Source organism: Comamonas sp. Y33R10-2 (assembly GCF_019355935.1).
Classification (GTDB): domain Bacteria; phylum Pseudomonadota; class Gammaproteobacteria; order Burkholderiales; family Burkholderiaceae_C; genus Comamonas.
In genome coordinates this window covers 1,952,280-1,971,541 of record NZ_CP079925.1, presented here as the reverse complement: position 1 = coordinate 1,971,541, position 19,262 = coordinate 1,952,280, and the positions used below count along the sequence as shown (strand labels likewise).

The window sequence follows — 19,262 nt, the reverse complement described above, 5'->3', positions numbered from 1 at the left end:
GCGCAGTCGATTATCCCCTGAGGTCGCAGGCATGGGCAGAAACATAGATGCAAAATTTATATCAGGGGTAGTTTCTGTCAAATTGAATGGTTACTACCGTATTCAATACATACGGCTGTAAGTCAATTCCGTCACAAGTCATCCAGGTCGTCCGCTCCACCCATGTGACGCAGGTTTTACGGGGCAGGCCTGCGCCGCTAACCTCTTGTTGCTGTGTGGCCCAACTCTCTAAGTGCCTGCGGCACTTCGTTCAAACAAACGGCCGCAAATTTGAGGTGGATGCGTATGCACTCTGCGGTGCAGCCGCCCGCAACAAGAGGCTGCCGTCGCTGGCGCGGGCAAAAGGGCAAAGGAGCCGGTATAGCTTCTTTAGCAAAATAGATAGCTGCTGCCCAAGGTGAGGTGCGGACTAAAAGCCTATTTCGTCACAAGTCCGGCAGGCCGTCCGCTCCCGGCTCTTACCCCTTGTGTCCGCGCCTGCGGCACGCGGTTCAGGCTGCGGGCAGCGCTGCCGCAGGACAGCGTTGCTTCGTCATCTGACTTGCCGCCGTTTGTCTGAGCGAAGCGGCAAAGCCGCGCAGCGAGTTGGGCGGCACCGCAGCCTGAATTGCGTGACGCAGGTTTGCCCGTAGCGAAGTGAAACGTAGCGTAGGGACGCGGACAGTAGGGGCGTGTTCTTTTGCCTTCTTTGCTTGCACGAGCAAGAAAAGAAGGTCGCCTGCCGGGGCGAGACCCGGCCTCTGTCGCTGGCGACGATATGCCGCTAATTTGATAGCTGCATATCTAATCAACACAATGACTAGAGGCTGATTTGGCTGATATTCATGGACTCATGCCTGATTGACGGACAGGAGCCGGGTTTCGCCCCGGCAGGCAAGCTACTTTCTGCGGCCAGAAAGTAGCCAAAGAGCCTGACCCTGCTGCCCGCGTCCCCTTCGCTGCGCTACGGGTCAAACCTGCGCCGCCAACCTCTTGTTTCTGTGCGGCCCAACTCACTGCGTGCTTGCAGCACTTCGTTCAAACAAGCGGCCGCAAGTCTGAGGTGAATGCGTCTGCACTCTTCGGTGCAGCCGCCCGCAACAAGAGCCCGCCGTCGCAGGCGCGGGCAAAAGGGCAAAGGAGCCGGGATAGCTTCTTTAGCAAAATAGAGAGCGGCTACCCAAGGTGAAATAAGGGCTAGAAGCCCATTTCGTCACAAATCCGGCAGGCCGTCCGCTCCCGGTTCCTAACCCCTTGTGTCCGCGCCTGCGGCACGCGGTTCAGGCTGCGGGCAACGCTGCCGCAGGACAGCGTTGCTTCGTCATCTGACTTGCCGCCGTTTGTCTGAGCGAAGCGGCAATGCCGCGCAGCGAGTTGGGCGGCACCGCAGACTGAATTGCGTGACGCAGGTTTGCCCGAAGCGAAGTGAAACGTAGCGTAGGGACGCAGACAGCAGGGTCGCCTTTTCTTTGGGTACTTATCTTTTGGCGAAGCAAAAGAAAGTACCTTGCCTGCCGGGGCGAGACCCGGCCTCTGTCGCTGGCGACAAAGCATGAGTAATTTTGATAGCTGCTAGTGCAGGAAGCATAAGCACTAGAGGCTGATTTGGCAGAAATCAAAACACCAGACAACAAAAAAGCCCCGGACTCACACCCGAGGCTTTTTTATCAGAGCAAGACCAGCTTAGTCAGCGCTAGGAGGCACATAGCCCTGCGCCGCATCCGCGCCATCGCCAAAGAAATGGTTTTCCATCTGGCGGGCCAGGTACTGGCGAGCACGTGCGTCTGCCAAATTCAGGCGGTTTTCATTGATCAGCATGGTTTGGTGCTTGAGCCAATCAGCCCAAGCCTGCTTGCTCACGCTTTCATAGATGCGCTTGCCCAGCTCGCCGGGTGCAGGGGGGAAATCCATGCCTTCAGCGTCTTGACCAAGCTTGATGCAGTGAATGGTGCGTGCCATGTGTAGGGTCCTCTTAGTTGAATTCAGATGTTTTGGTTATAACAAACTGAAATCTTAGTAGTTTGAGTTTTAAAACTGTAGATGAAGAATGCATAGCAACGGGGGGAAGTAGCCCGTTAACTATTCACTAAGAACACAGTCCAATGAAAAATCGTCGCAACTTTATCAAGTTTCCTCTGGCTGCAGGCCTGATTGCTGGCTTGTCCCTATCTGTTTTGTCTACATTGTCTGCCCATGCGCAAGGTGCAGCGCCTGTGCAGCTGCTCAACGTGTCCTACGACCCGACCCGTGAACTGTATGTGAACTACAACCAAGCCTTTGCCAAGCACTGGAAGGCGACGCAAAACCAGGACGTGAGCATCAAGCAGTCGCACGGCGGCTCGGGCAAGCAGGCGCGCTCCATCATTGATGGGATTGATGCCGATGTGGCTACGCTGGCACTGGCGGGCGATATTGATGTGCTGGTTAAAAACGGCAATGTGAAGGCGGACTGGCAAAAGCGCCTGCCGCACAACAGCGCGCCTTACAGCTCGACGATTGTGTTTTTGGTGAAAAAGGGCAACCCCAAGGGCATCAAGGATTGGGACGATCTGGTCAAGCCCGGCGTGCAGGTGATTACGCCCAACCCCAAAACATCGGGCGGTGCGCGCTGGAACTATCTGGCCGCTTGGGAGTTTGCCAAGCGCAAGTACGGCGGTGATGTGCAGGCCAAGGACTTTGTGGCCAAGCTCTACAAAAACGTGCCGGTGCTAGACACGGGCGCACGCGGCTCGACGGTAACGTTTGTGCAGCGCGGTCTGGGTGATGTGCTGCTGGCTTGGGAAAACGAAGCCTATTTGGCGCTTAAGGAGTTTGGCCCAGAGAAGTTCCAGATCGTGGCGCCGCCGCTGTCAATTCTGGCTGAGCCTTCGGTGGCCGTGGTTGACAAGGTGGTTGACAAGCGCGGCACCCGCGTGGTGGCCGAGGCTTATTTGAAGTATCTGTACTCCGAAGAGGCCCAGCGCATTGCGGGCAAGAACTTCTACCGCCCCACAGATGCCAAGGTGGCCGCTGAGTTTGCCAGCCAATTCCCTAAGCTGGAGCTGTTTAGCATCGACAAGGCTTTTGGCGGCTGGGCTGCAGCGGACAAGGCGCACTTTACGGATGGCGGCAGCTTTGACCAGATTTACACCAAAAAATAAGTAAGACGAAAAGGGGGCGTGCGCGATTGTGGGCCCCCTTTTTTGATAAACAACAAGGCCAACTCATGTCGATTTTGCTGATAGCCGCAAGTCCCACCAAGCCATCGCGCTCAAGCGCTTTGCTCAGTGCCGTGGCGAGCCGTTTGCAGGCGCAGGGCCTGAGCACCGAGCCGGTGCTGCACCTGAACCAGCTGGACCCCGCAGCCCTGCTGCACGCCCAGTTTGATCACCCCGAAATTCGCGCCGTGACCGATCGCGTCGCCCAAGCCGATGCCGTGGTGATTGCCACGCCGGTTTACAAGGCGGCTTACAGCGGCCTGCTCAAGGTTTTTCTCGATGTGCTGCCGCAGACTGCACTCAAGGGCAAGCTGGTATTGCCGCTGGCCACGGGTGGCAGCCCGCACCACATGCTGGCGCTGGACTATGCGCTGCGCCCCGTGCTGCAGTCGCTGGCTGCGCGCCATATCTTGCCGGGCATTTACGCCACCGACCAAGGCGTGCCCTTGTTGCCTGAAGGCGGCTATGGTCTGAACCCCGACATTGCAGAGCGGCTGGACGACGCCGCCGAACTGCTGGCCACCGACTTGCGCCGCAGCGCGCAATGGGCCGCCTCGCAAAACTTTGAAAACATCGCCTTCACTGATGTGCGATGTAGTGTCTAAAAATCTCCTCTCCCCCTGAGCCTTAATCGGCTGCGCAGCTACCCCGCTTCCTTCTCATAGAGCGAGGAGGGCGCTAGCTTGGCTCAAGGGCGGCTCTTGTTCACTACCCCCTTGATGGCTGTTGCCGGGGTAGTGCTGGCTTAACTATGTCTTTGTTTTATTGGATAGCAGTCCCCGCACTGTGAAGGCCGACTTGCGCCTGAAATCAGCCCCAAAGTACGGCTGAAGTGTGTGGATTGCGACTTCTTGAAAGGTGAATTTCTTATGACAGATCGCAACCCATTCGGCAACCCACTCACTTCACGCGTCTTGCCCCCACTGTTGAGCGCAAGCCGCCGCAAGTGGCTGGCAGGGACTGCCGCTTCAGCGCTGGCTTTGGCATCAAGCCCGCTGCTGGCGCAGAGCGGCAGTAACGCAGCGGCTGCACCGCGGGTTTTGCGCGTGGGCCACCAAAAAGGCTGGCTCTCTATCCTCAAAAAACGCGGCACCTTGGAAAAGCGTTTGACCCCGCTGGGTGTGTCGGTGCGCTGGGTGGAGTTCAACGCCGGCCCCGTGCAGCTGGAAGCGCTGAACGTCGGCTCCATCGACTTTGGTGATGTGGGCGAAGCCCCACCCATCTTTGCCCAGGCCGCCGGTGCGCCGCTGGTGTATGCCGGCGCCACCGTGGCCCGCCCGGGTTTGGAGGCGGTGATCGTGCCCAAGGACTCGGCCATTCGCTCGGTGGCCGACCTCAAGGGCAAGCGCATTGCCTATAACAAGGGCTCCAACGTTCACTACTTTTTGGTCCAGCTGCTGCAAAAGCATGGCCTGAAATACGGCGATGTGCAGTCCGTCTTTTTGGCCCCGGCCGATGCGCGTGCTGCGTTTGAAAAAGGTTCGGTCGATGCGTGGGTGATTTGGGACCCCTTCTTGGCCGCCGCGCAAAAGTCGCTGGATGCGCGTTTGCTGGCCGATGCCAAGGGCATAGCCAATAACCGCGCTTACTACTTCACCTCGCGTGACTTTGCCAGCCGCAATGCCGATGTGTTGCGCATTGCAATTGAAGAGATTGCGGCGATTGACAGCTGGGCCAGCAAAAACAAGAGCGCTGCGGCCGCAGATCTGTCGCAAATTTTGGGGCTAGACATTGCGGTGACCGAGCTGTATTTGAGCCGCACGGAGTTTGGCACCAAGGCGGTCAACGGCGAGATCTTGGCCGAGCAGCAAAAGATTGCCGACACCTTCTTTGATCTCAAGCTGATCCCTAAAAAACTGAACCTTTTGCACGCAGCCCCTGTGGATCTGCTGGCAGGGCGCTAAAGCAAGACTAGGAGTAGGTGATGACTAATCAACCGATTTCTCAACCCCGTTTTCAGCGCGGGCGTCGCCAAGCGCTACAGCTGCTGGGCACCACGGCTTTTAGCTGGGCGCTGGCAGACCATTACGCGCATGCACAGGCCAAGCCTGTCTCAAGTGCACCCGATCAGCTGCGCATTGGTTATAAAAAATCAGCCGTCAATCTGGTCGTGCTCAAGCAGCATGGCGTGCTGGAAAAGCGTTTTCCCTCCACCAAAATCAACTGGCTGGAGTTCCCGGCCGGGCCGCAACTACTGGAAGCCTTGTCAGTGGGGAGCTTGGACTTTGGCTTGACGGGCGACTCGCCCCCGGTCTTTGCGCAAGCCGCTGGCAAAGATCTGCGCTATGTGGGGGCGGAGCCACCCAAGCCCGAAAGCTCGGCCATTTTGGTGCAGGCCGATTCGCCACTTAAAACGCTTGCCGACCTCAAAGGCAAACGCATTGCGCTGCAAAAAGGCTCTAGCGCGCACTATTTGCTGGTGCGTGCGCTGGACAAGGCCGGAGTCGCTTGGGCCGACATACAGCCCATCTATCTGGCCCCCGCCGATGCACGCGCCGCGTTTGAGCGCAAAAGCGTGGATGCATGGGCAATTTGGGACCCGTTTTACGCCGCCACCGAAGTGGCTTTAACCCCCCGTGTGCTCAGCAGCGGCGAAGGGCTGTCGGGCAACAACTCTTTTTACCTGGCATCTCGCACGCTGGTGGAGCGCCACCCGCAACTCATCAGAGCCTTGTTTGACGAGTTAACGCGCGCCGATCAACTGGTGCAGACCTCGCGCAAAGAGGCGGTGCAACTGGTGGCCGCCTTTAGCGGGCTGGATACCAATGTGGTCAACCGCTTTATTGCGCGCAGGCCCAGCTCGCCCACCACGCTGCTGACCCCCGCCATCGTGGCCGATCAGCAGCGCGTGGCCGACGCCTTTTTTCGCTTGGGCGTGATTCCGCGCCAAGTGCGTGTGGCTGACATTGTTTGGCAGCCCAGCGCTTCGGAGTACGCCAGTTACGCCCAGCTTTCCCCATCCATCGTGCCCGCCAAGGGCTGAGACAACATCAAGGAGATATCCGCATGAAAGTTTTTTGGTTTATTCCTACCCACGGTGACTCTCGCTATCTGGGCACCAGCGAGGGGGCCCGCCAGCTCAGTTTTGACTATGTCAAGCAGGTGGCCATCGCCGCAGACAGCTTGGGCTACGAAGGGGTGTTGATTCCCACGGGCCGCTCTTGCGAAGACCCTTGGGTCATCGCTTCGAGCCTGATGCCTGTCACCAAACGCCTGAAGTTTTTGGTGGCGGTGCGCCCCGGCCTGCACCAGCCCAGTTTGGCAGCGCGCATGGCGGCCAGCTTTGACCGGCTCTCAGGCGGGCGCTTGTTGATCAACCTCGTGACCGGCGGCGATCAGGCTGAGCTCGAAGGTGACGGCGTGTTTTTGGACCACGCCACGCGCTATGAGCAGTCCGCTGAGTTCATCAAAATCTGGCGCGAGATTTTGGCACGCAGCCATGATGGCCAGTCGCTGGACTATGACGGTAAACACCTGCAGGTCAAGGGCGCCAAGCTGCTGTTCCCGCCGCTGCAAAAGCCATATCCGCCCGTGTATTTTGGTGGCTCGTCTGCAGCCGCCCACGACTTGGCGGCCGAGCAAGTCGATGCTTATCTGACATGGGGCGAGCCACCGGCTGAAGTGGCTAAAAAGCTGGCCGATGTGCGGGCCAAGGCCGAGCGCCATGGTCGCAAGCTGCAATACGGCATTCGCCTGCACGTCATCGTGCGTGAAACCGATGAAGAAGCTTGGGCCGATGCAGAGCGCCTGATCAGCCGCGTGCAAGACGAAACCGTGGTGCAGGCGCAGGCCGCATTTGCGCGCATGGATTCTGAAGGCCAGCGCCGCATGGCCCAACTGCATGCAGGGGGCGCCAAGCGCAGCCGCAAGGATTTGGAGATTAGCCCCAACTTGTGGGCGGGCGTGGGCTTAGTGCGTGGTGGCGCGGGCACGGCGCTTGTGGGCAGCGCGCAAACCGTGGCGGATCGCATTAAGGAATATGCCGACTTGGGCATTGACACCTTTGTGCTGTCGGGCTACCCGCACTTGGAAGAAGCCTATCGCTTTGCCGAGCTGGTCTTTCCGCTGCTGCCGGTGAACGTGCAGGAAAAGCTCGCTGGCGGCAGCCCTTTAGGTCCATTCGGCCCATTTGGCGAGACCGTGGCCAATCTTTACTCACCGGGGCGCGAGAGGGTGGCGGAGAAGGTTTCGGAACCATTGCGCGTGTCGCAAAGCTAAAGGAGATGCTATGAGTGATGCTCAAACTTTAGCCTTGAAGCCGAGGACTCAACCCACGGCGCAAATCGCACCTCGTCTGGAGCAGTTTGCCCGGCAGGTGGGCCTGCGGCTTGTGCCTTGGCTGGTGCCGCTGCTGCTGATTGCCACATGGCAGGCAGCATCGGCCTACGGCTGGCTGTCTACCCGGGTTCTGCCTGCGCCGCTGGATGTGCTGCGCGCGGGCTGGGCGTTGGCTGAATCGGGCGAGCTGTGGGTTCATGTCAAGGTCAGCGCGGGGCGTGCGCTGGCTGGGCTGGCCATTGGCGGCAGCTTGGGGCTGCTGCTGGGCCTGCTCACAGGCTCGCTGCGCTGGGCCGAGACGCTGCTGGACTCCACTATTCAGATGGTGCGCAACATCCCGGCGCTGGCGCTGATTCCGTTGGTGATTTTATGGTTTGGCATTGATGAGACGGCCAAGCTGTTTCTGATCAGCATCTCGGTGTTTTTTCCCATCTATCTCAACACCTTTCACGGCATTCGCAATGTAGACCCGGCGCTGATTGAAATGGGCAAGAGCTACGGCCTGACCCGCTGGCAGCTGTACCGCGACATCGTGCTGCCCGGTGCGCTGTCTTCCATCTTGGTGGGCCTGCGCTTTTCGCTGGGGCTGATGTGGGTGATTCTCATTGTGGCCGAGACCATCTCGGCGCAGGCCGGAATTGGTTACCTGACCATGAACGCCCGGGAGTTTTTGCAGACCGATGTGGTGCTGGTGGGTATTTTGCTCTATGCCATTTTGGGCAAGCTGGCCGATGTGTTTGCACGTTCTCTGGAGCGCTGGTGGCTGCGTTGGCATCCTAGTTATGGAACCCCCTGAGGCGCTTTGCGCCTTCCCCCTGAGGGGGCCGACGCCATCACCGCGAGGCGGCTCTTGCTTGGCGTCTCTGGGGTGAGGGTGTGACGGTTTTAAGGTCAGTGAAAAGAATTTCAGGAGCTTGTGATGAGCAATTTATTTAAACGTTTGACGCAGTCTCTGCTAGGGAGCGGTGCCCGGAGTGCGCGCCAGCCGCTGGTGGCTTGGGAGTCGTCTGACTATGAGGTGAGGGCGTTGCAAACGCTCAAGCTTGAGCGTGCAGTGACTCAAAGCGACGCAGCTTTGGGAGCAGTTACGGGTGAAGTGCAGGGCGTAGTGCAGGGTAGCTCTTTGCAGGCGCAAGTCAAAACACGCGGCGTGCACTTGCAGACCCAGCAGCTGACCAAGCGCTATGGCGAGCGCGAGGTTTTAAAGCAGGTGCAGCTCGATGTGCAGCCCGGTGAGTTTATCGCCATCGTGGGGCGCAGCGGCTGCGGCAAATCGACTTTGTTGCGCTTGGTGGCGGGGCTGGAAGAGTCCAGCGCTGGCCAGTTGCTAATTGCTGATGTGGATGTCAAAAAGGCAGCTAAAGAGGCGAAAAAAGACACCCGCATCATGTTTCAAGATGCGCGTTTGCTGCCTTGGAAGCGGGTCTTGGATAACGTGATTTTGGGCCTGCCCGAATCCGCCCGCGAAAAAGGCCGCAAGGTGCTGGCGCAGGTGGGCTTGGCCGATCGTGAAAACGAATGGCCGGCCCGTTTGTCGGGCGGCCAGCGCCAGCGTGTGGCCTTGGCCCGTGCCTTGGTTCACCAGCCGCGTTTGCTGCTGCTCGACGAACCGCTGGGCGCACTGGACGCGCTAACGCGCATTGAGATGCACCGCCTGATTGAAGGCCTGTGGCGCAGCCACGGTTTTACGGCTTTGCTGGTCACCCACGATGTGCAGGAAGCCGTGGCCTTGGCCGATCGCGTGGTCTTGATTGAAGACGGCCGCATTGCGCTGGATGAACGCATCGACTTGCCGCGCCCGCGTGTGCATGGCGATGCACGCTTTGCCGCGCTGGAAAGCCGCATTTTGGACCGCGTGCTGCAAAAGCCTGAAACCGAGTCACCCCCTGTGCAGGCTGTCTGGCCGGGTGTGACCGCGACCGGCCTGCGCTGGGCGATTTGATTTTTTCTCTTTCTCTTTTTCTCTGTTCACTTGTTCTCAAACCAAAGGAAACATCATGTCTATTCAAGCTATCAATGTGCGCAACCAGTTCAAGGGTAAAGTCAAAGAAATCATCCGCGGTGATGTGGTCTCCGAAGTGGATGTGGAAACGCCTTGGGGCGTCGTGACCTCGGTTATCACCACACGTTCGGTGAATGACTTGGGCTTAGAGGTCGGCTCGGAAGTCGTGGCGCTGGTCAAATCTACAGAGGTCTCTATCGCCAAGCTGTAATTCGAGAGTTAGAGCAGCTAACACCACCCTTGATACGTCGTTGCTTCGCCTTGTCGTACGCTTGTACTGCCTGCGGCTTCGCGCCTCGTCTCAAACGCAAACCTGCGGTTTGCTGGGTTGTGTTAGCGGCTCTTAGTGGTTCTTAATGTCAAAAGAGCACCTTGTGCAGGTACTGTCTGCACTGGGTGCTCTTTTTTTTGATTAATTCATACAGGCGAACTCGCTAATTCGCTAAATTGCTAATTTATGGGCGGATTAGTCCACCCGCAGCACTTCAAAATGCTGACGCATTTGAGCGACCTGTATCGCGATCTCATCACCCTCGCACTTACCCAGCATGGCATTGCCCAAGGGGGCATCACTGCTGATGACCTGAATAATTTCAGCGCCGTTGATCAGCTTCATGCTCGCCCCACTAGGGCCTAAAAAGAGCTGTTGCTGCTGGCCGCTTTCATCCACCAAGCAGACCAGTGCGGCCAGCTGTATACCTTTGCTGGCGTCATAGGCGTGCGGGCGGAACTGGCGCCATTGGGCGATTGACTGAGCAATCGCTTGGGCGCGGCGCGCTTGGCCTGTGGCGAGGTAGGCGGCTTCGAGGCCCAAGGTGTCGTATTTGTTTTCGGCGATGTTCTCTTCATGAGTCGCCGTCTCATGCGCTGCCCGCGCTGCTTGCTCGACTTGCTCTAGGTCCTCGGTAAGCCTCTGCAGCACCTGCTTTTGCAGCAACAATTTATCCATCATGAAGTCAAAAATCGCAGAAATGGGTGAGGTTACAAGGTGGGCCATCAAGGCATGTTCAAGTCCATACCCAGCATCTTGGCGATGCCGAAGGTGAACAGCAGCACAAGCGCGAGCCCTACAAGGAACAACGCAGCCAGCTTGCCGCCTGTGCGTAGCAGCGTGCGCTTGTCCAGCTTTTTTTTACCTTGGTCGTAATGCCATTTGATGGCAAAGAACATGCACGCGCCGAAGATGAGGGCCTTGAAGGCCAGGAGGATGACGGGGACCCAGTCGATCATTTTGAAAAACTTCCAACCAATATTTGGCAGAACGCGAATGCGTTGCAGCAGGCGATGATAGATGGCTTGTACACCCCCGGTGATGGCCTGCTAACTAGCGCCACCCCCGCCGCCTGATAGGGTGTATTTTGACGGCTGCGACTACTCCAGCGTCATCAACGCCGCATTGCCCCCTGCCGCAGCTGTGTTGTGTGACAGGGCACGCTCATGCCAAAGCCGCTCTAGGCGCACGGGCTGGCCCGTTGGGCAACGCTCGGGCAGTACCAGCGGGCCGGGGCGACGTGCCAAGGCTTGCGACCATTGCAAAAACTGCGCGTCATCACAGTGCAGCAAGGCCGAATCGATAGCTTCGGTTTCGGCAATTTCTTCAACACTGATATCGGCACTGAGCAGCTTGATATGGTGCTGCAAAGGCTCGGGCAGCTTCTTCAGCAGCGATGCGGTAAGAGCGCTATGCACCCATATAACTTTGGAGCTACTGGCCAGCACGGCCGCACATTGCAGCAGCAAAGTTTGATCATTTTGTGCCACGCACAGCGTGTGGTGTTTGCCTGTGAGGCGGTAGAAGTTGCGCTCCCCCGTGGGGCCGGGCAACAGGCGCGGGCTCCACAACGCGGGCAGGCATGCCTTTAATTGCTCGCATTGGGTTGCTACGGTGGGCTCACTTAACTGTCTGGCCCAGTGGCTCAGGTGTTCAAGGGCATCAACTGCTGCGTTGATGGCGGTGGTTGTGGGGTGGCTTGTGTGGCTGCTTGCCTCTTGCTCAGGGCCAGAATCTTGCAGTATTTGCTGGAGCAGGCGCACGGGTGATGAGCAGGCTTGTTGCAGGCGCGGCACATAAAGTGGTCCACCTGCCTTGGGGCCGGTGCCGGACAGCCCTTCGCCGCCAAAAGGCTGCACCCCCACCACGGCGCCCACCATGTTGCGGTTGACGTACAGGTTGCCGACATGGGCGCTGTTTGCCACATGCTGCACCGTTTCATCAATGCGGGTGTGCAGGCCCATGGTCAGGCCATAACCCAAGGCGTTGATGCGCTGCATCAGCTCTGGCAGCTCTTGCCTTTTGTAGCGCAGCACATGCAGCACAGGGCCAAAGACTTCGCGTTTGAGGTGGTGTAGGTCGGGCAACTCAATGAGCGTGGGGGGCACAAAGTGGCCTTGCGCTGCGGTGATGGATGACAGCGGCGACTGCTCAACGCTCAAACCTTGGGCTTGGAGATGGTGGATATGTTTTTCCAGGCCCGCCTTAGCTTGGGCATCAATCACGGGGCCCACATCGGTGGCTAGCTCGGCGGGGTTGCCGCAGCGCAGCTCATGCATGGCGCCGCGCAGCATGTGCAGCAGGCGGTCGGCGCAGTCGTTTTGCACGCACAGCAGGCGCAGGGCCGAGCAGCGCTGGCCCGCACTGTCAAAGGCCGATGCCACAATGTCTTGCACGGCTTGCTCGACGAGGGCGGAGGAGTCCACCAGCATGGCGTTTTGGCCGCCGGTCTCGGCTACCAGCACCACGGGCTGGCCGTCAGCGCGCAGGCGGGCGGCGGTTTGCTGGTTTAAAAGCCGCGCTACTTCGGTGGAGCCGGTAAACAGCACCCCGGCCACGCGGGCATCGGCGACTAGCTGCGCACCCACGGTTTCGCCGCGCCCGGGCAGCAGTTGAAGCACCTCTGGCGCAATACCGGCTTGGTGCAGCAGGCGTACCGCTTGCTGCGCGATCAGCGGGGTTTGCTCTGCCGGTTTGGCCAGCACCACGCAGCCAGCGGCAAGGGCGGCGGCAATCTGGCCAGTGAAAATCGCCAGCGGAAAATTCCAAGGGCTGATGCAAACCACAGGGCCGATGCCGGGTGCGAGCAGGCCAGACTCGGCCTGTCGGCGTATTTGCCCTGCGTAGTAGCGCAAAAAGTCCACGGCTTCGCGCACCTCGGCCACGGCATTGGCGGCGGTCTTGCCGGCCTCTTGCATCAGCAGCGCCATCAGCGGCTGCATTTGGCTTTGGTAGCTGTCGGCAGCCGTTTCCAGTAGTTGCGCGCGCAGCTCGGCGGGAGTGGCGTTCCAGCTTGGCTGGGCCTGCTCGGCACGTTGCACGGCTTGATGCACCTGTGCAGGCGTAACGTCTGGCACATGACCTAACCATTGCAGATGGTTGGCGGGGTTGGTGATGGTGAAGCCGTCTTTGGGCTGTTTGTGATCTTTGTGTTCTTTGGCTGGCTCACCTCGGCTAGGGTTGAGGTGGCAGGAGAGTGCCTGCAGCACGCGTTCGTCGCTCAGATCCAAACCAGCAGAGTTGGTGCGCTGCTGCCCCAGTAGTTGGCTGGGCAGTGCGATATGTGGATGGGGCAGGCCGATGTTTTGAGGCCCTTCGCGCTCAGATTTTGGGTCACTCTGGCTCGCAGTCCTTGTCAGATCTGCAGGGGCTGCTATCAAATCTGAAATAGGCCAGTCCGGGTCAGCAATGCGGTGTACGAAGGAGCTGTTGGCCCCGTTTTCCAGCAAGCGTCGCACCAAATAGGCCAGCAGCGTCTCATGCGTGCCCACGGGGGCGTAGATGCGACAGGGGCGGCGGTTTTCTGGTTTACCTTCTTCAACCACATGGCGATACAGCGGCTCGCCCATGCCGTGCAGGCATTGAAATTCATAGCGCCCAGTCTCGTAGGGCTGTGGCTTGGCCAAGGCTTCGATGCTGGCCACGGTTTGGGCGTTGTGAGTGGCAAACTGCGGGTAAATCGCAAGGGGCGCGGCCAGCAGCTTGCGGGCGCAGGCAAGGTATGCCACATCGGTGTGGTGCTTGCGGGTGTAAACGGGATAGTCGCTCAGGCCTTCGATCTGGGCGCGTTTGATTTCACTGTCCCAGTAAGCGCCTTTGACCAAGCGCACCATTAGCCGGCGCTGGCTGCGGCGGGCTAAATCGATTAGGTAGTCAATCACATACGGGCAGCGCTTTTGATAGGCTTGAATCACAAAGCCTAGACCATTCCAGTTGGCCAAGCTGGGCGCGTGCGCTAGCTGCTCGAGCAGGTCTAGTGAGAGTTCCAGCCGGTCGGCTTCTTCAGCATCAATGTTCAGGCCAATGTCGTAGCTGCGTGCTAACTCGCACAACTGCAGCACACGGGGCAGCAACTCTTGCATTACCCGTTGCTGCTGCGCACGGCTGTAGCGCGGGTGCAGGGCGCTGAGCTTGATGGAGATGCCTGGCCCTTCGTAAACGCCTCGGCCAGCCGATGCTTTGCCAATGGCGTCAATGGCATCCACATAGGATTGCAGATAGCGCTGGGCATCTTGCGCGGTGATTGCGGCCTCGCCCAGCATGTCGTAGGAGTAGCGAAAGCCTTTGGGTTCGAGATCGCGGGCACGCACCAGAGCTTGGCCAATGGTCTCGCCCATCACAAACTGCTCGCCCATCAGGCGCATCGCCATGTCCACGCCTTTGCGCACCAGAGGCTCGCCACCTCGGGCGGTAATGCGTTTGAGGGCTGAGAACAGTCCAGATTCGCTGTGCGTATCGACGAGCTTGCCGGTAACCACCAGCCCCCAAGCGGCAGCGTTGACGAAGACGGATGGGCTCTTGCCCAGGTGGGCTTGCCAGTCTCCACCGCGCAGCTTGTCGCGAATGAGCGCATCGCGCGTGGCGGCGTCGGGGATGCGCAGCAGCGCCTCGGCCAAGCACATCAGCGCTACGCCTTCTTGTGAGGACAGTGAGAACTCCTGCAGCAGCCCTTGCACCAAGCCCTGTCTGCCTTTACTCGAAGGCTGGGCGCGCAGTTGCTCGACCAGTGTTTGGGCGTGGGCTGCCACTTGAGCGGCAACAGCGGGTGGCAACGTGGCCGCAGGCAGCAGTTTGGTAACAGCCTCTGGCTCGGCGATGCGAGTTGCAGCGGTGATGGCTTGGCGCAGATCATCGGCCGGGCGGCTGGAGTCTGGCAGTGCGGTGAAGGTTGTCATGGCTGGCCGTGTTGGAGAGTCTGGCCGCGAGCGGGTGCGCGGTATTCACCATGTCCACCACTGCATTGCATGCGTCTGTAATGCAGATGTCTACATAGGGAAAATCATTGCTGGTTTGGAAATAAATTAATCACTATATTTGGCGAATTAAAAAGAGGAATTCTCCAATGAATGATGTTTTAGAAGTGGATATCGATAGGATCGATCGAAAAATACTGGAAATTCTGCAAACAGACGGGCGCATCTCTAATCTGCGCTTGGCCGACCAAGTAGCACTATCGCCCACGGCTGTGCAGGCGCGGGTGGCCCGGTTGACGCGAGACGGCTATATCTTGGGTTACGAGGCACGCCTGAACCCCCAAAAGCTAGGCGTTGGCATGACGGTGTTTGTGGAGGTGCTGCTCGATCGCACAGCCGCTCATGTGTTCGATGAGTTCAAGGCTGCGGTGCTGGCTTACCCGGCCATCATGGAGTGCCATATGGTGGCGGGCGGGTTTGACTATTTGCTCAAGACCCGCATGGCGGATATGGCTGCTTACCGAGAGTTTGCCGGCCGGGTGCTGTGGCAGCTACCCGGCGTGCGAGAGACGCGCACCTATGCGGTGATGGAAGAGGTCAAGGATGATGCGCGGCTACCGCTGTAAATCGAGTTACTGCCGAGTAGCCGCTGAGTTATCTAGCCAAGGCAAGCTTCACTTTGGCTGCTTCAAGCCGCGTTGTTCGACGCTTTGCGGTCTTGATGCTGAAACCAAGCGCGCAGCAGATCTTGCAACAGGTACAGGCTAAGGCCAAAGACCAGAGCGATAACAACGATTGGCAGGCCCAGTGCGCTGACCACATCAGGGCCCGAGGGAATTGCGAGGCGTTTTTCTGCTGGCGCAGTGCAGATGAATTCCGCAGCGCTCATGCCCATGTAGTGCATGGCCGAGACCGCGATGGCCATGATGGCGGCTGCCATAACGCGCAAGCTGATCTGTGCAGTGTTAAAAGCCAGCCAAAGTGCCGCAGTAGCCGCAACAAACGCTATCAAAACCGAGAGCGCAACGCGGGTGTAATCCCACTGAAAGTAGCCGCCAAAACGCATGCCGTACATGCCCAAGTAGTGCATGACAACGGCGCCCATTCCTAATATGGCGCCAGCGAGCAGCAGTCGTTTAAAGCTGCGCGGGTCGCGGGCGACAATATGAAAGGCAAAGGCAGAAATTGCAACAGCGGCGATGAGGGAGACGATTGTTTCCCAGATGGAGTAACCGATTCCCAAATCCATGCGCACGGCGAGCATAGCAATAAAGTGCATGGCCCAAACGCCGATACCGCCCAGTGCAAGCCCGGAGCTGATGAGCGCCATCCGATAGGTTTGCGGATCGTAATTCTCAGGCATCAACCGCCGAGCGGAGAGTAGCGCCATAAAGGCGCCAAGCATTGAGATTGCATATGACAGCACAACAAGTTCCATGTTGTAGCTGGTGTTGACCACGGTACTCATAAGCTCATCTCCTAATAATCGTAAAAAACACTAATAAATCCATCCTGGTTTTTTAACGCATAGCCCTATTTGTAGCAATATGTATCCTGTAAGACAAATTCTAGTCTTTCCCTCTGTAGAGGATTGTTAACATTGATAAATTCGGCGCTCTGATTTGGGTTGAGGGCAATTTTCAGGTATGCCTTGACGTAGAAATTGCGCTGCTCATCCCCACAGGGCGGGTTTGTTCACCATCAGGTAATAAGTCCCTGCCATGGCTACAAAAGCGGGGTAGCCCAATGTCTCCCAGCGCAGTTGGTAGTGCTTGAAAAGTGCTGGCAGGGGCTGATTGTTTGCATGAGCTTCATTGGCTATGGCGGCCATGCGAACTTGCAGCCAGACCACGGGCAGCCAGCAAATACCGGCCAGCACATACAGCCCCAGCGATAGTGCGAGCCAAGGGGTGGAAAGCGGCCAGCCGGCCATATAAGCCATGGCAAGACCTGTTATCGGCTGAATAAAGATGCATGGCGTGGTAAACCACCAGTCTGCCCGCACGACGAGGCGGCTAACCACTGCTTGAGCGGCAACGCAGCCACTGCGGTTGGCAAAGAACATATAAAAAGCCGAGCCAAGGCCCGTTCCCACCAGCAAAACGCTGGAGAGGATATGCAGGGTTTTGAGCAGCAGATAGATATTCATGATTCAAGCCCATCAGCCGCGCCGGCTGTGTTGGCGGTATTCGTGGATTTTTCGGTCTGCAGCAAAAACCACAGCATGGCTGCGATGGGCAGATTTTTGAGTAGAGGCCCCAACGGGTGCAGCCACAGCGCGGGTTGCAGTGCGGTGCCGACCGCCGTCATGGCAACCATCATCCACAGTGCCGCCCTATAACTTGCGCGGCCGGGGCGCAGCAACAGAGCCAAACCTATTAGTAGATCTGCCAGCAGGCCAGACCAAATAAGTACTGCTTGCCACCGGGTATCGCTTATGCCGCCATCAGTCAAAAGGCGTGCGCCTTCGTGGTTGAGGCTAGACAGACCGAAGTAGTCCAAAGCGCTGACGGCGGCCGTGCCTAGCCAGACTATGACTAGCGTGGCGTGCATCGCACTGAGTGGCGAGCGCACAGCTTTATCCACGGGGGCCTCCTTTGGGTAGGCTGGCCACCATTTGATAGATATTCATGGGCTCGCGCCCCAGCAGGCTGCGCAGGGTGGCGGGGTCGGTTACGTTGTCATGCTCAAGCAAGGCCATGGCTTCGCTGCACCAGGGCATCCAGCTGATCTTGTCGCCCAGTTTGGCGCTAGCGCTGCTCAGCCAGTTGGGCAGCATGCGCACAGTGGCGGGGCCGTATTGCATTTGTGCGCGCAGGGTGGCGATAAAGCGTTCGATGGAAAGTGCTTGCGGGCCGCCGATCTCAATGACGCCGCTTGGGGTGTTTTCTGCTGCCTCAATGCTTGCCAGTTTGGCGATGGCTTGCGCCACATCGCGCACGGCGACGGGCTGGATCTGGCTGCCACGCATGATTTGCGGCAAAGGCAGAACAGGAAGTTGAGCCAGCAAAATAAAAAGTTTGCTGCTGGCGCCACCTTCGCCAAAAATGATGCTGGGGCGAACAATGGCGGGGTTGAGCTCGCCCGCTTGCCCCAGCGCCAGTAAATAGTCATCTGCCGCGCGCTTGGTAGTGGCGTAAAGCGTGTCGCCCTTGTCCGCACCAAGCGCAGATACCTGCACTACGCGGCGTATGCCGGCTTGTACGCAGGCGTCAAACAAGGCGGCTGGCGCTGTCATGTGCAGGGTTTGCAAATCGGCATCGGGCCGGTTGCGCAGGGCGCCAACGGCGTTGATGACGGCGTCTATCCCTTGCAAGTGCGGCATCCAGTCTTGCGCGGTGCGCAACTGGGCAAAGTCCAGTGACGGATCAGAATGACGGCTGCGCACGACGGGGTCGTGGCCTAGTTGCACCAAGGCGTTGACGATATGACGGCCCAAAAAACTGGTGCCACCGCAAATTAGAACTCGCATACATAACCCCTTTAAAATTTTCTGCTTTTGCAGAAATTAAAAACAGTGAGGCGATTTTTGCCTTGGCAATGCACAGAGATGCCTTAAGAACTCCGCACAAAGCGCTGCACACTGGCACCCATACGCAAAATTTTGTCTAGCGTAGAGGGGGATAAGCGCAGCATTTCATCTGTCCAAATGCCTAGCGAGTCCATCAGGCGCAGGGTCTCGTGCACGCGGTCTTGGGCGTCGGGTGTTTCTTGCTCAAACTCGGGCTGCGCAATCAAATTACGTAGCAGGGCGCTGGTGGGGTCAAACTCCCGCTGCTTGCGCTCTCTCACAATGGTGCGTAGCAGCTCCCATACATCAGCCGAGGTTTCAAAGTATTCGCGCCGGTCGCCTGTTTTGCGGCTGCTGCGAATCAGATTCCAGCTCAGCAGTTCCTTGAGGCTGTTGCTCACATTGGAGCGCGCAGCGCCCAGTGTTTCGCAGATGTCATCGGCATTGAGCGGGCGGCCATGAAAGAACAGCAAGGCATGGATCTGCGCCACGGTGCGGTTGACGCCCCAGGCGTTTCCCATGTCACCCCAGTGATGCACAAAACGTTCGGCGATAGGACTTAGTTGCATGGTTTTAAGTGTTCACTGGATTGAAATTTCTGTCAATACAGAAATTTCAATCCAGTGAAAAGCTTTACCGCTCTTGCTTCATGTGTTGTAGCAAGGCGAACCAAGAAACAATGGCGGTACAGAAATTTCTGTCTTTGGCGGCAGCCACATAAAATGATGAGCATTCAAGGGGCATGTAGCCTCTGATGGCTAAGGGAGAGACTTCATGACTGCTGTATCTGTATTACGTGCCACCGTGCTGGTGTCGGCCTGCGCTCTGGCCCAAGCCGCATCGGCAGCTTGCTACTTTGTTTACGCGCCAAATAACGAGCTGATCTATCGCTCCAACTTGGCGCCAGTCGATCTCTCGCAGCCGCTGCATATGACTGTGCCCCAACTCAGCCCCGGCGCGAGGATGTTCTTCTCGCTGGACGAGTACAACTGCGCGACTGAAGTCAACTTGATCGCCGACCGCGCTCAGGTCGCGGCAGCCCGCAACAATCGCGACCGTCGCACTCGTGAGGACTCACGCTTTTCTCGATAACACGTCGCTTGCACCCCGT

General features: G+C 58.2%; 19 protein-coding genes. 10 read left to right on the top strand and 9 right to left on the bottom strand.

What is annotated here, in order from left to right; translation table 11 throughout:
• Positions 1–1,662: 1,662 nt before the first annotated feature.
• Positions 1,663–1,938 (bottom strand): oxidative damage protection protein, encoded by a 276-nt coding sequence (locus KUF54_RS08830; protein WP_219342417.1) that lies wholly within the window; start codon positions 1,936–1,938, stop codon positions 1,663–1,665.
• 143 nt (positions 1,939–2,081) lie between these two features.
• Here KUF54_RS08830 and KUF54_RS08825 point away from each other — a divergent pair, with 143 nt between their 5' ends.
• The 8 genes from KUF54_RS08825 (at position 2,082) to KUF54_RS08790 (ending at position 9,667) form a co-directional block, all read left to right on the top strand.
• The gene (locus KUF54_RS08825; RefSeq protein ID WP_219342416.1) at positions 2,082–3,119 is read left to right on the top strand and encodes a sulfate ABC transporter substrate-binding protein; all 1,038 of its coding nucleotides are present in this window, start codon (positions 2,082–2,084) and stop codon (positions 3,117–3,119) included.
• 65 nt (positions 3,120–3,184) lie between these two features.
• Complete coding sequence (gene ssuE, locus KUF54_RS08820) at positions 3,185–3,781, top strand: NADPH-dependent FMN reductase (RefSeq protein ID WP_219342415.1); 597 nt, start codon at positions 3,185–3,187, stop codon at positions 3,779–3,781.
• Between the two features lie 264 nt (positions 3,782–4,045).
• On the top strand, positions 4,046–5,080 hold the full coding sequence (locus tag KUF54_RS08815) for a sulfonate ABC transporter substrate-binding protein (protein WP_219342414.1): 1,035 nt from the start codon (positions 4,046–4,048) through the stop codon (positions 5,078–5,080).
• Between the two features lie 20 nt (positions 5,081–5,100).
• A complete protein-coding gene (locus KUF54_RS08810) occupies positions 5,101–6,159 on the top strand; it encodes a sulfonate ABC transporter substrate-binding protein (protein WP_219342413.1) in 1,059 nt (352 codons plus the stop codon).
• Between the two features lie 23 nt (positions 6,160–6,182).
• The gene (ssuD, locus tag KUF54_RS08805) at positions 6,183–7,394 is read left to right on the top strand and encodes an FMNH2-dependent alkanesulfonate monooxygenase (protein WP_219342412.1); all 1,212 of its coding nucleotides are present in this window, start codon (positions 6,183–6,185) and stop codon (positions 7,392–7,394) included.
• A gap of 10 nt (positions 7,395–7,404) precedes the next feature.
• Complete coding sequence (gene ssuC, locus KUF54_RS08800) at positions 7,405–8,250, top strand: aliphatic sulfonate ABC transporter permease SsuC (RefSeq protein ID WP_219342411.1); 846 nt, start codon at positions 7,405–7,407, stop codon at positions 8,248–8,250.
• A 123-nt stretch (positions 8,251–8,373) separates the two neighbouring features.
• Positions 8,374–9,396 carry an ATP-binding cassette domain-containing protein gene (locus tag KUF54_RS08795; protein ID WP_255576001.1) on the top strand — a complete coding sequence of 341 codons (1,023 nt, stop codon included), beginning with the start codon at positions 8,374–8,376 and terminating at the stop codon, positions 9,394–9,396.
• 55 nt (positions 9,397–9,451) lie between these two features.
• Positions 9,452–9,667 carry a molybdopterin-binding protein gene (locus KUF54_RS08790; RefSeq protein WP_219342410.1) on the top strand — a complete coding sequence of 72 codons (216 nt, stop codon included), beginning with the start codon at positions 9,452–9,454 and terminating at the stop codon, positions 9,665–9,667.
• A 255-nt stretch (positions 9,668–9,922) separates the two neighbouring features.
• On the opposite strand, the gene KUF54_RS08785 is transcribed toward KUF54_RS08790, so the two are convergent.
• The 3 genes from KUF54_RS08785 to putA all read right to left on the bottom strand — a co-directional run bounded on the left by KUF54_RS08785 (position 9,923) and on the right by putA (position 14,622).
• Positions 9,923–10,405 carry a GreA/GreB family elongation factor gene (locus KUF54_RS08785; protein ID WP_219346337.1) on the bottom strand — a complete coding sequence of 161 codons (483 nt, stop codon included), beginning with the start codon at positions 10,403–10,405 and terminating at the stop codon, positions 9,923–9,925.
• Positions 10,406–10,452: 47 nt separating this feature from the next.
• A complete protein-coding gene (locus tag KUF54_RS08780; RefSeq protein WP_219342409.1) occupies positions 10,453–10,686 on the bottom strand; it encodes a hypothetical protein in 234 nt (77 codons plus the stop codon).
• Between the two features lie 141 nt (positions 10,687–10,827).
• A complete protein-coding gene (gene putA, locus KUF54_RS08775; RefSeq protein WP_219342408.1) occupies positions 10,828–14,622 on the bottom strand; it encodes a trifunctional transcriptional regulator/proline dehydrogenase/L-glutamate gamma-semialdehyde dehydrogenase in 3,795 nt (1,264 codons plus the stop codon).
• Between the two features lie 167 nt (positions 14,623–14,789).
• Between putA and KUF54_RS08770 the strand changes: the two genes are divergently transcribed.
• Positions 14,790–15,266, top strand: a complete 477-nt coding sequence (locus KUF54_RS08770; protein ID WP_219342407.1) for an Lrp/AsnC ligand binding domain-containing protein — start codon at positions 14,790–14,792, stop codon at positions 15,264–15,266.
• 62 nt (positions 15,267–15,328) lie between these two features.
• Here KUF54_RS08770 and KUF54_RS08765 read toward each other — a convergent pair whose 3' ends face one another.
• The 5 genes from KUF54_RS08765 to KUF54_RS08745 all read right to left on the bottom strand — a co-directional run bounded on the left by KUF54_RS08765 (position 15,329) and on the right by KUF54_RS08745 (position 18,720).
• Entirely contained in the window at positions 15,329–16,108 is a 780-nt protein-coding gene (locus KUF54_RS08765) for an MHYT domain-containing protein (protein ID WP_219342406.1), read from the bottom strand.
• A gap of 204 nt (positions 16,109–16,312) precedes the next feature.
• On the bottom strand, positions 16,313–16,789 hold the full coding sequence (locus KUF54_RS08760; protein ID WP_219342405.1) for a DUF2269 domain-containing protein: 477 nt from the start codon (positions 16,787–16,789) through the stop codon (positions 16,313–16,315).
• Positions 16,786–17,193: a DoxX-like family protein gene (locus KUF54_RS08755; protein WP_219346336.1), complete on the bottom strand. Its 408-nt coding sequence runs from the start codon at positions 17,191–17,193 to the stop codon at positions 16,786–16,788. Before KUF54_RS08755 ends, KUF54_RS08760 begins: the two co-directional genes overlap by 4 nt.
• 25 nt (positions 17,194–17,218) lie before the next feature.
• Entirely contained in the window at positions 17,219–18,112 is an 894-nt protein-coding gene (locus tag KUF54_RS08750; RefSeq protein ID WP_219342404.1) for an NAD-dependent epimerase/dehydratase family protein, read from the bottom strand.
• Between the two features lie 83 nt (positions 18,113–18,195).
• A complete protein-coding gene (locus tag KUF54_RS08745) occupies positions 18,196–18,720 on the bottom strand; it encodes a GbsR/MarR family transcriptional regulator (protein WP_219342403.1) in 525 nt (174 codons plus the stop codon).
• Positions 18,721–18,925: 205 nt separating this feature from the next.
• Between KUF54_RS08745 and KUF54_RS08740 the strand changes: the two genes are divergently transcribed.
• A complete protein-coding gene (locus tag KUF54_RS08740; RefSeq protein WP_219342402.1) occupies positions 18,926–19,243 on the top strand; it encodes a hypothetical protein in 318 nt (105 codons plus the stop codon).
• Positions 19,244–19,262 lie beyond the last annotated feature (19 nt).

What these genes read in the sequence shown, in the direction of transcription:
- KUF54_RS08830 (WP_219342417.1), bottom strand. Translation starts at nt 1,938, where the DNA reads ATGGCACGCACCATTCACTGCATCAAGCTTGGTCAAGACGCTGAAGGC.
- KUF54_RS08825 (WP_219342416.1), top strand. Translation starts at nt 2,082, where the DNA reads ATGAAAAATCGTCGCAACTTTATCAAGTTTCCTCTGGCTGCAGGCCTG.
- ssuE (WP_219342415.1), top strand. Translation starts at nt 3,185, where the DNA reads ATGTCGATTTTGCTGATAGCCGCAAGTCCCACCAAGCCATCGCGCTCA.
- KUF54_RS08815 (WP_219342414.1), top strand. Translation starts at nt 4,046, where the DNA reads ATGACAGATCGCAACCCATTCGGCAACCCACTCACTTCACGCGTCTTG.
- KUF54_RS08810 (WP_219342413.1), top strand. Translation starts at nt 5,101, where the DNA reads ATGACTAATCAACCGATTTCTCAACCCCGTTTTCAGCGCGGGCGTCGC.
- ssuD (WP_219342412.1), top strand. Translation starts at nt 6,183, where the DNA reads ATGAAAGTTTTTTGGTTTATTCCTACCCACGGTGACTCTCGCTATCTG.
- ssuC (WP_219342411.1), top strand. Translation starts at nt 7,405, where the DNA reads ATGAGTGATGCTCAAACTTTAGCCTTGAAGCCGAGGACTCAACCCACG.
- KUF54_RS08795 (WP_255576001.1), top strand. Translation starts at nt 8,374, where the DNA reads ATGAGCAATTTATTTAAACGTTTGACGCAGTCTCTGCTAGGGAGCGGT.
- KUF54_RS08790 (WP_219342410.1), top strand. Translation starts at nt 9,452, where the DNA reads ATGTCTATTCAAGCTATCAATGTGCGCAACCAGTTCAAGGGTAAAGTC.
- KUF54_RS08785 (WP_219346337.1), bottom strand. Translation starts at nt 10,405, where the DNA reads ATGGATAAATTGTTGCTGCAAAAGCAGGTGCTGCAGAGGCTTACCGAG.
- KUF54_RS08780 (WP_219342409.1), bottom strand. Translation starts at nt 10,686, where the DNA reads ATGATCGACTGGGTCCCCGTCATCCTCCTGGCCTTCAAGGCCCTCATC.
- putA (WP_219342408.1), bottom strand. Translation starts at nt 14,622, where the DNA reads ATGACAACCTTCACCGCACTGCCAGACTCCAGCCGCCCGGCCGATGAT.
- KUF54_RS08770 (WP_219342407.1), top strand. Translation starts at nt 14,790, where the DNA reads ATGAATGATGTTTTAGAAGTGGATATCGATAGGATCGATCGAAAAATA.
- KUF54_RS08765 (WP_219342406.1), bottom strand. Translation starts at nt 16,108, where the DNA reads ATGAGTACCGTGGTCAACACCAGCTACAACATGGAACTTGTTGTGCTG.
- KUF54_RS08760 (WP_219342405.1), bottom strand. Translation starts at nt 16,789, where the DNA reads ATGAATATCTATCTGCTGCTCAAAACCCTGCATATCCTCTCCAGCGTT.
- KUF54_RS08755 (WP_219346336.1), bottom strand. Translation starts at nt 17,193, where the DNA reads ATGCACGCCACGCTAGTCATAGTCTGGCTAGGCACGGCCGCCGTCAGC.
- KUF54_RS08750 (WP_219342404.1), bottom strand. Translation starts at nt 18,112, where the DNA reads ATGCGAGTTCTAATTTGCGGTGGCACCAGTTTTTTGGGCCGTCATATC.
- KUF54_RS08745 (WP_219342403.1), bottom strand. Translation starts at nt 18,720, where the DNA reads ATGCAACTAAGTCCTATCGCCGAACGTTTTGTGCATCACTGGGGTGAC.
- KUF54_RS08740 (WP_219342402.1), top strand. Translation starts at nt 18,926, where the DNA reads ATGACTGCTGTATCTGTATTACGTGCCACCGTGCTGGTGTCGGCCTGC.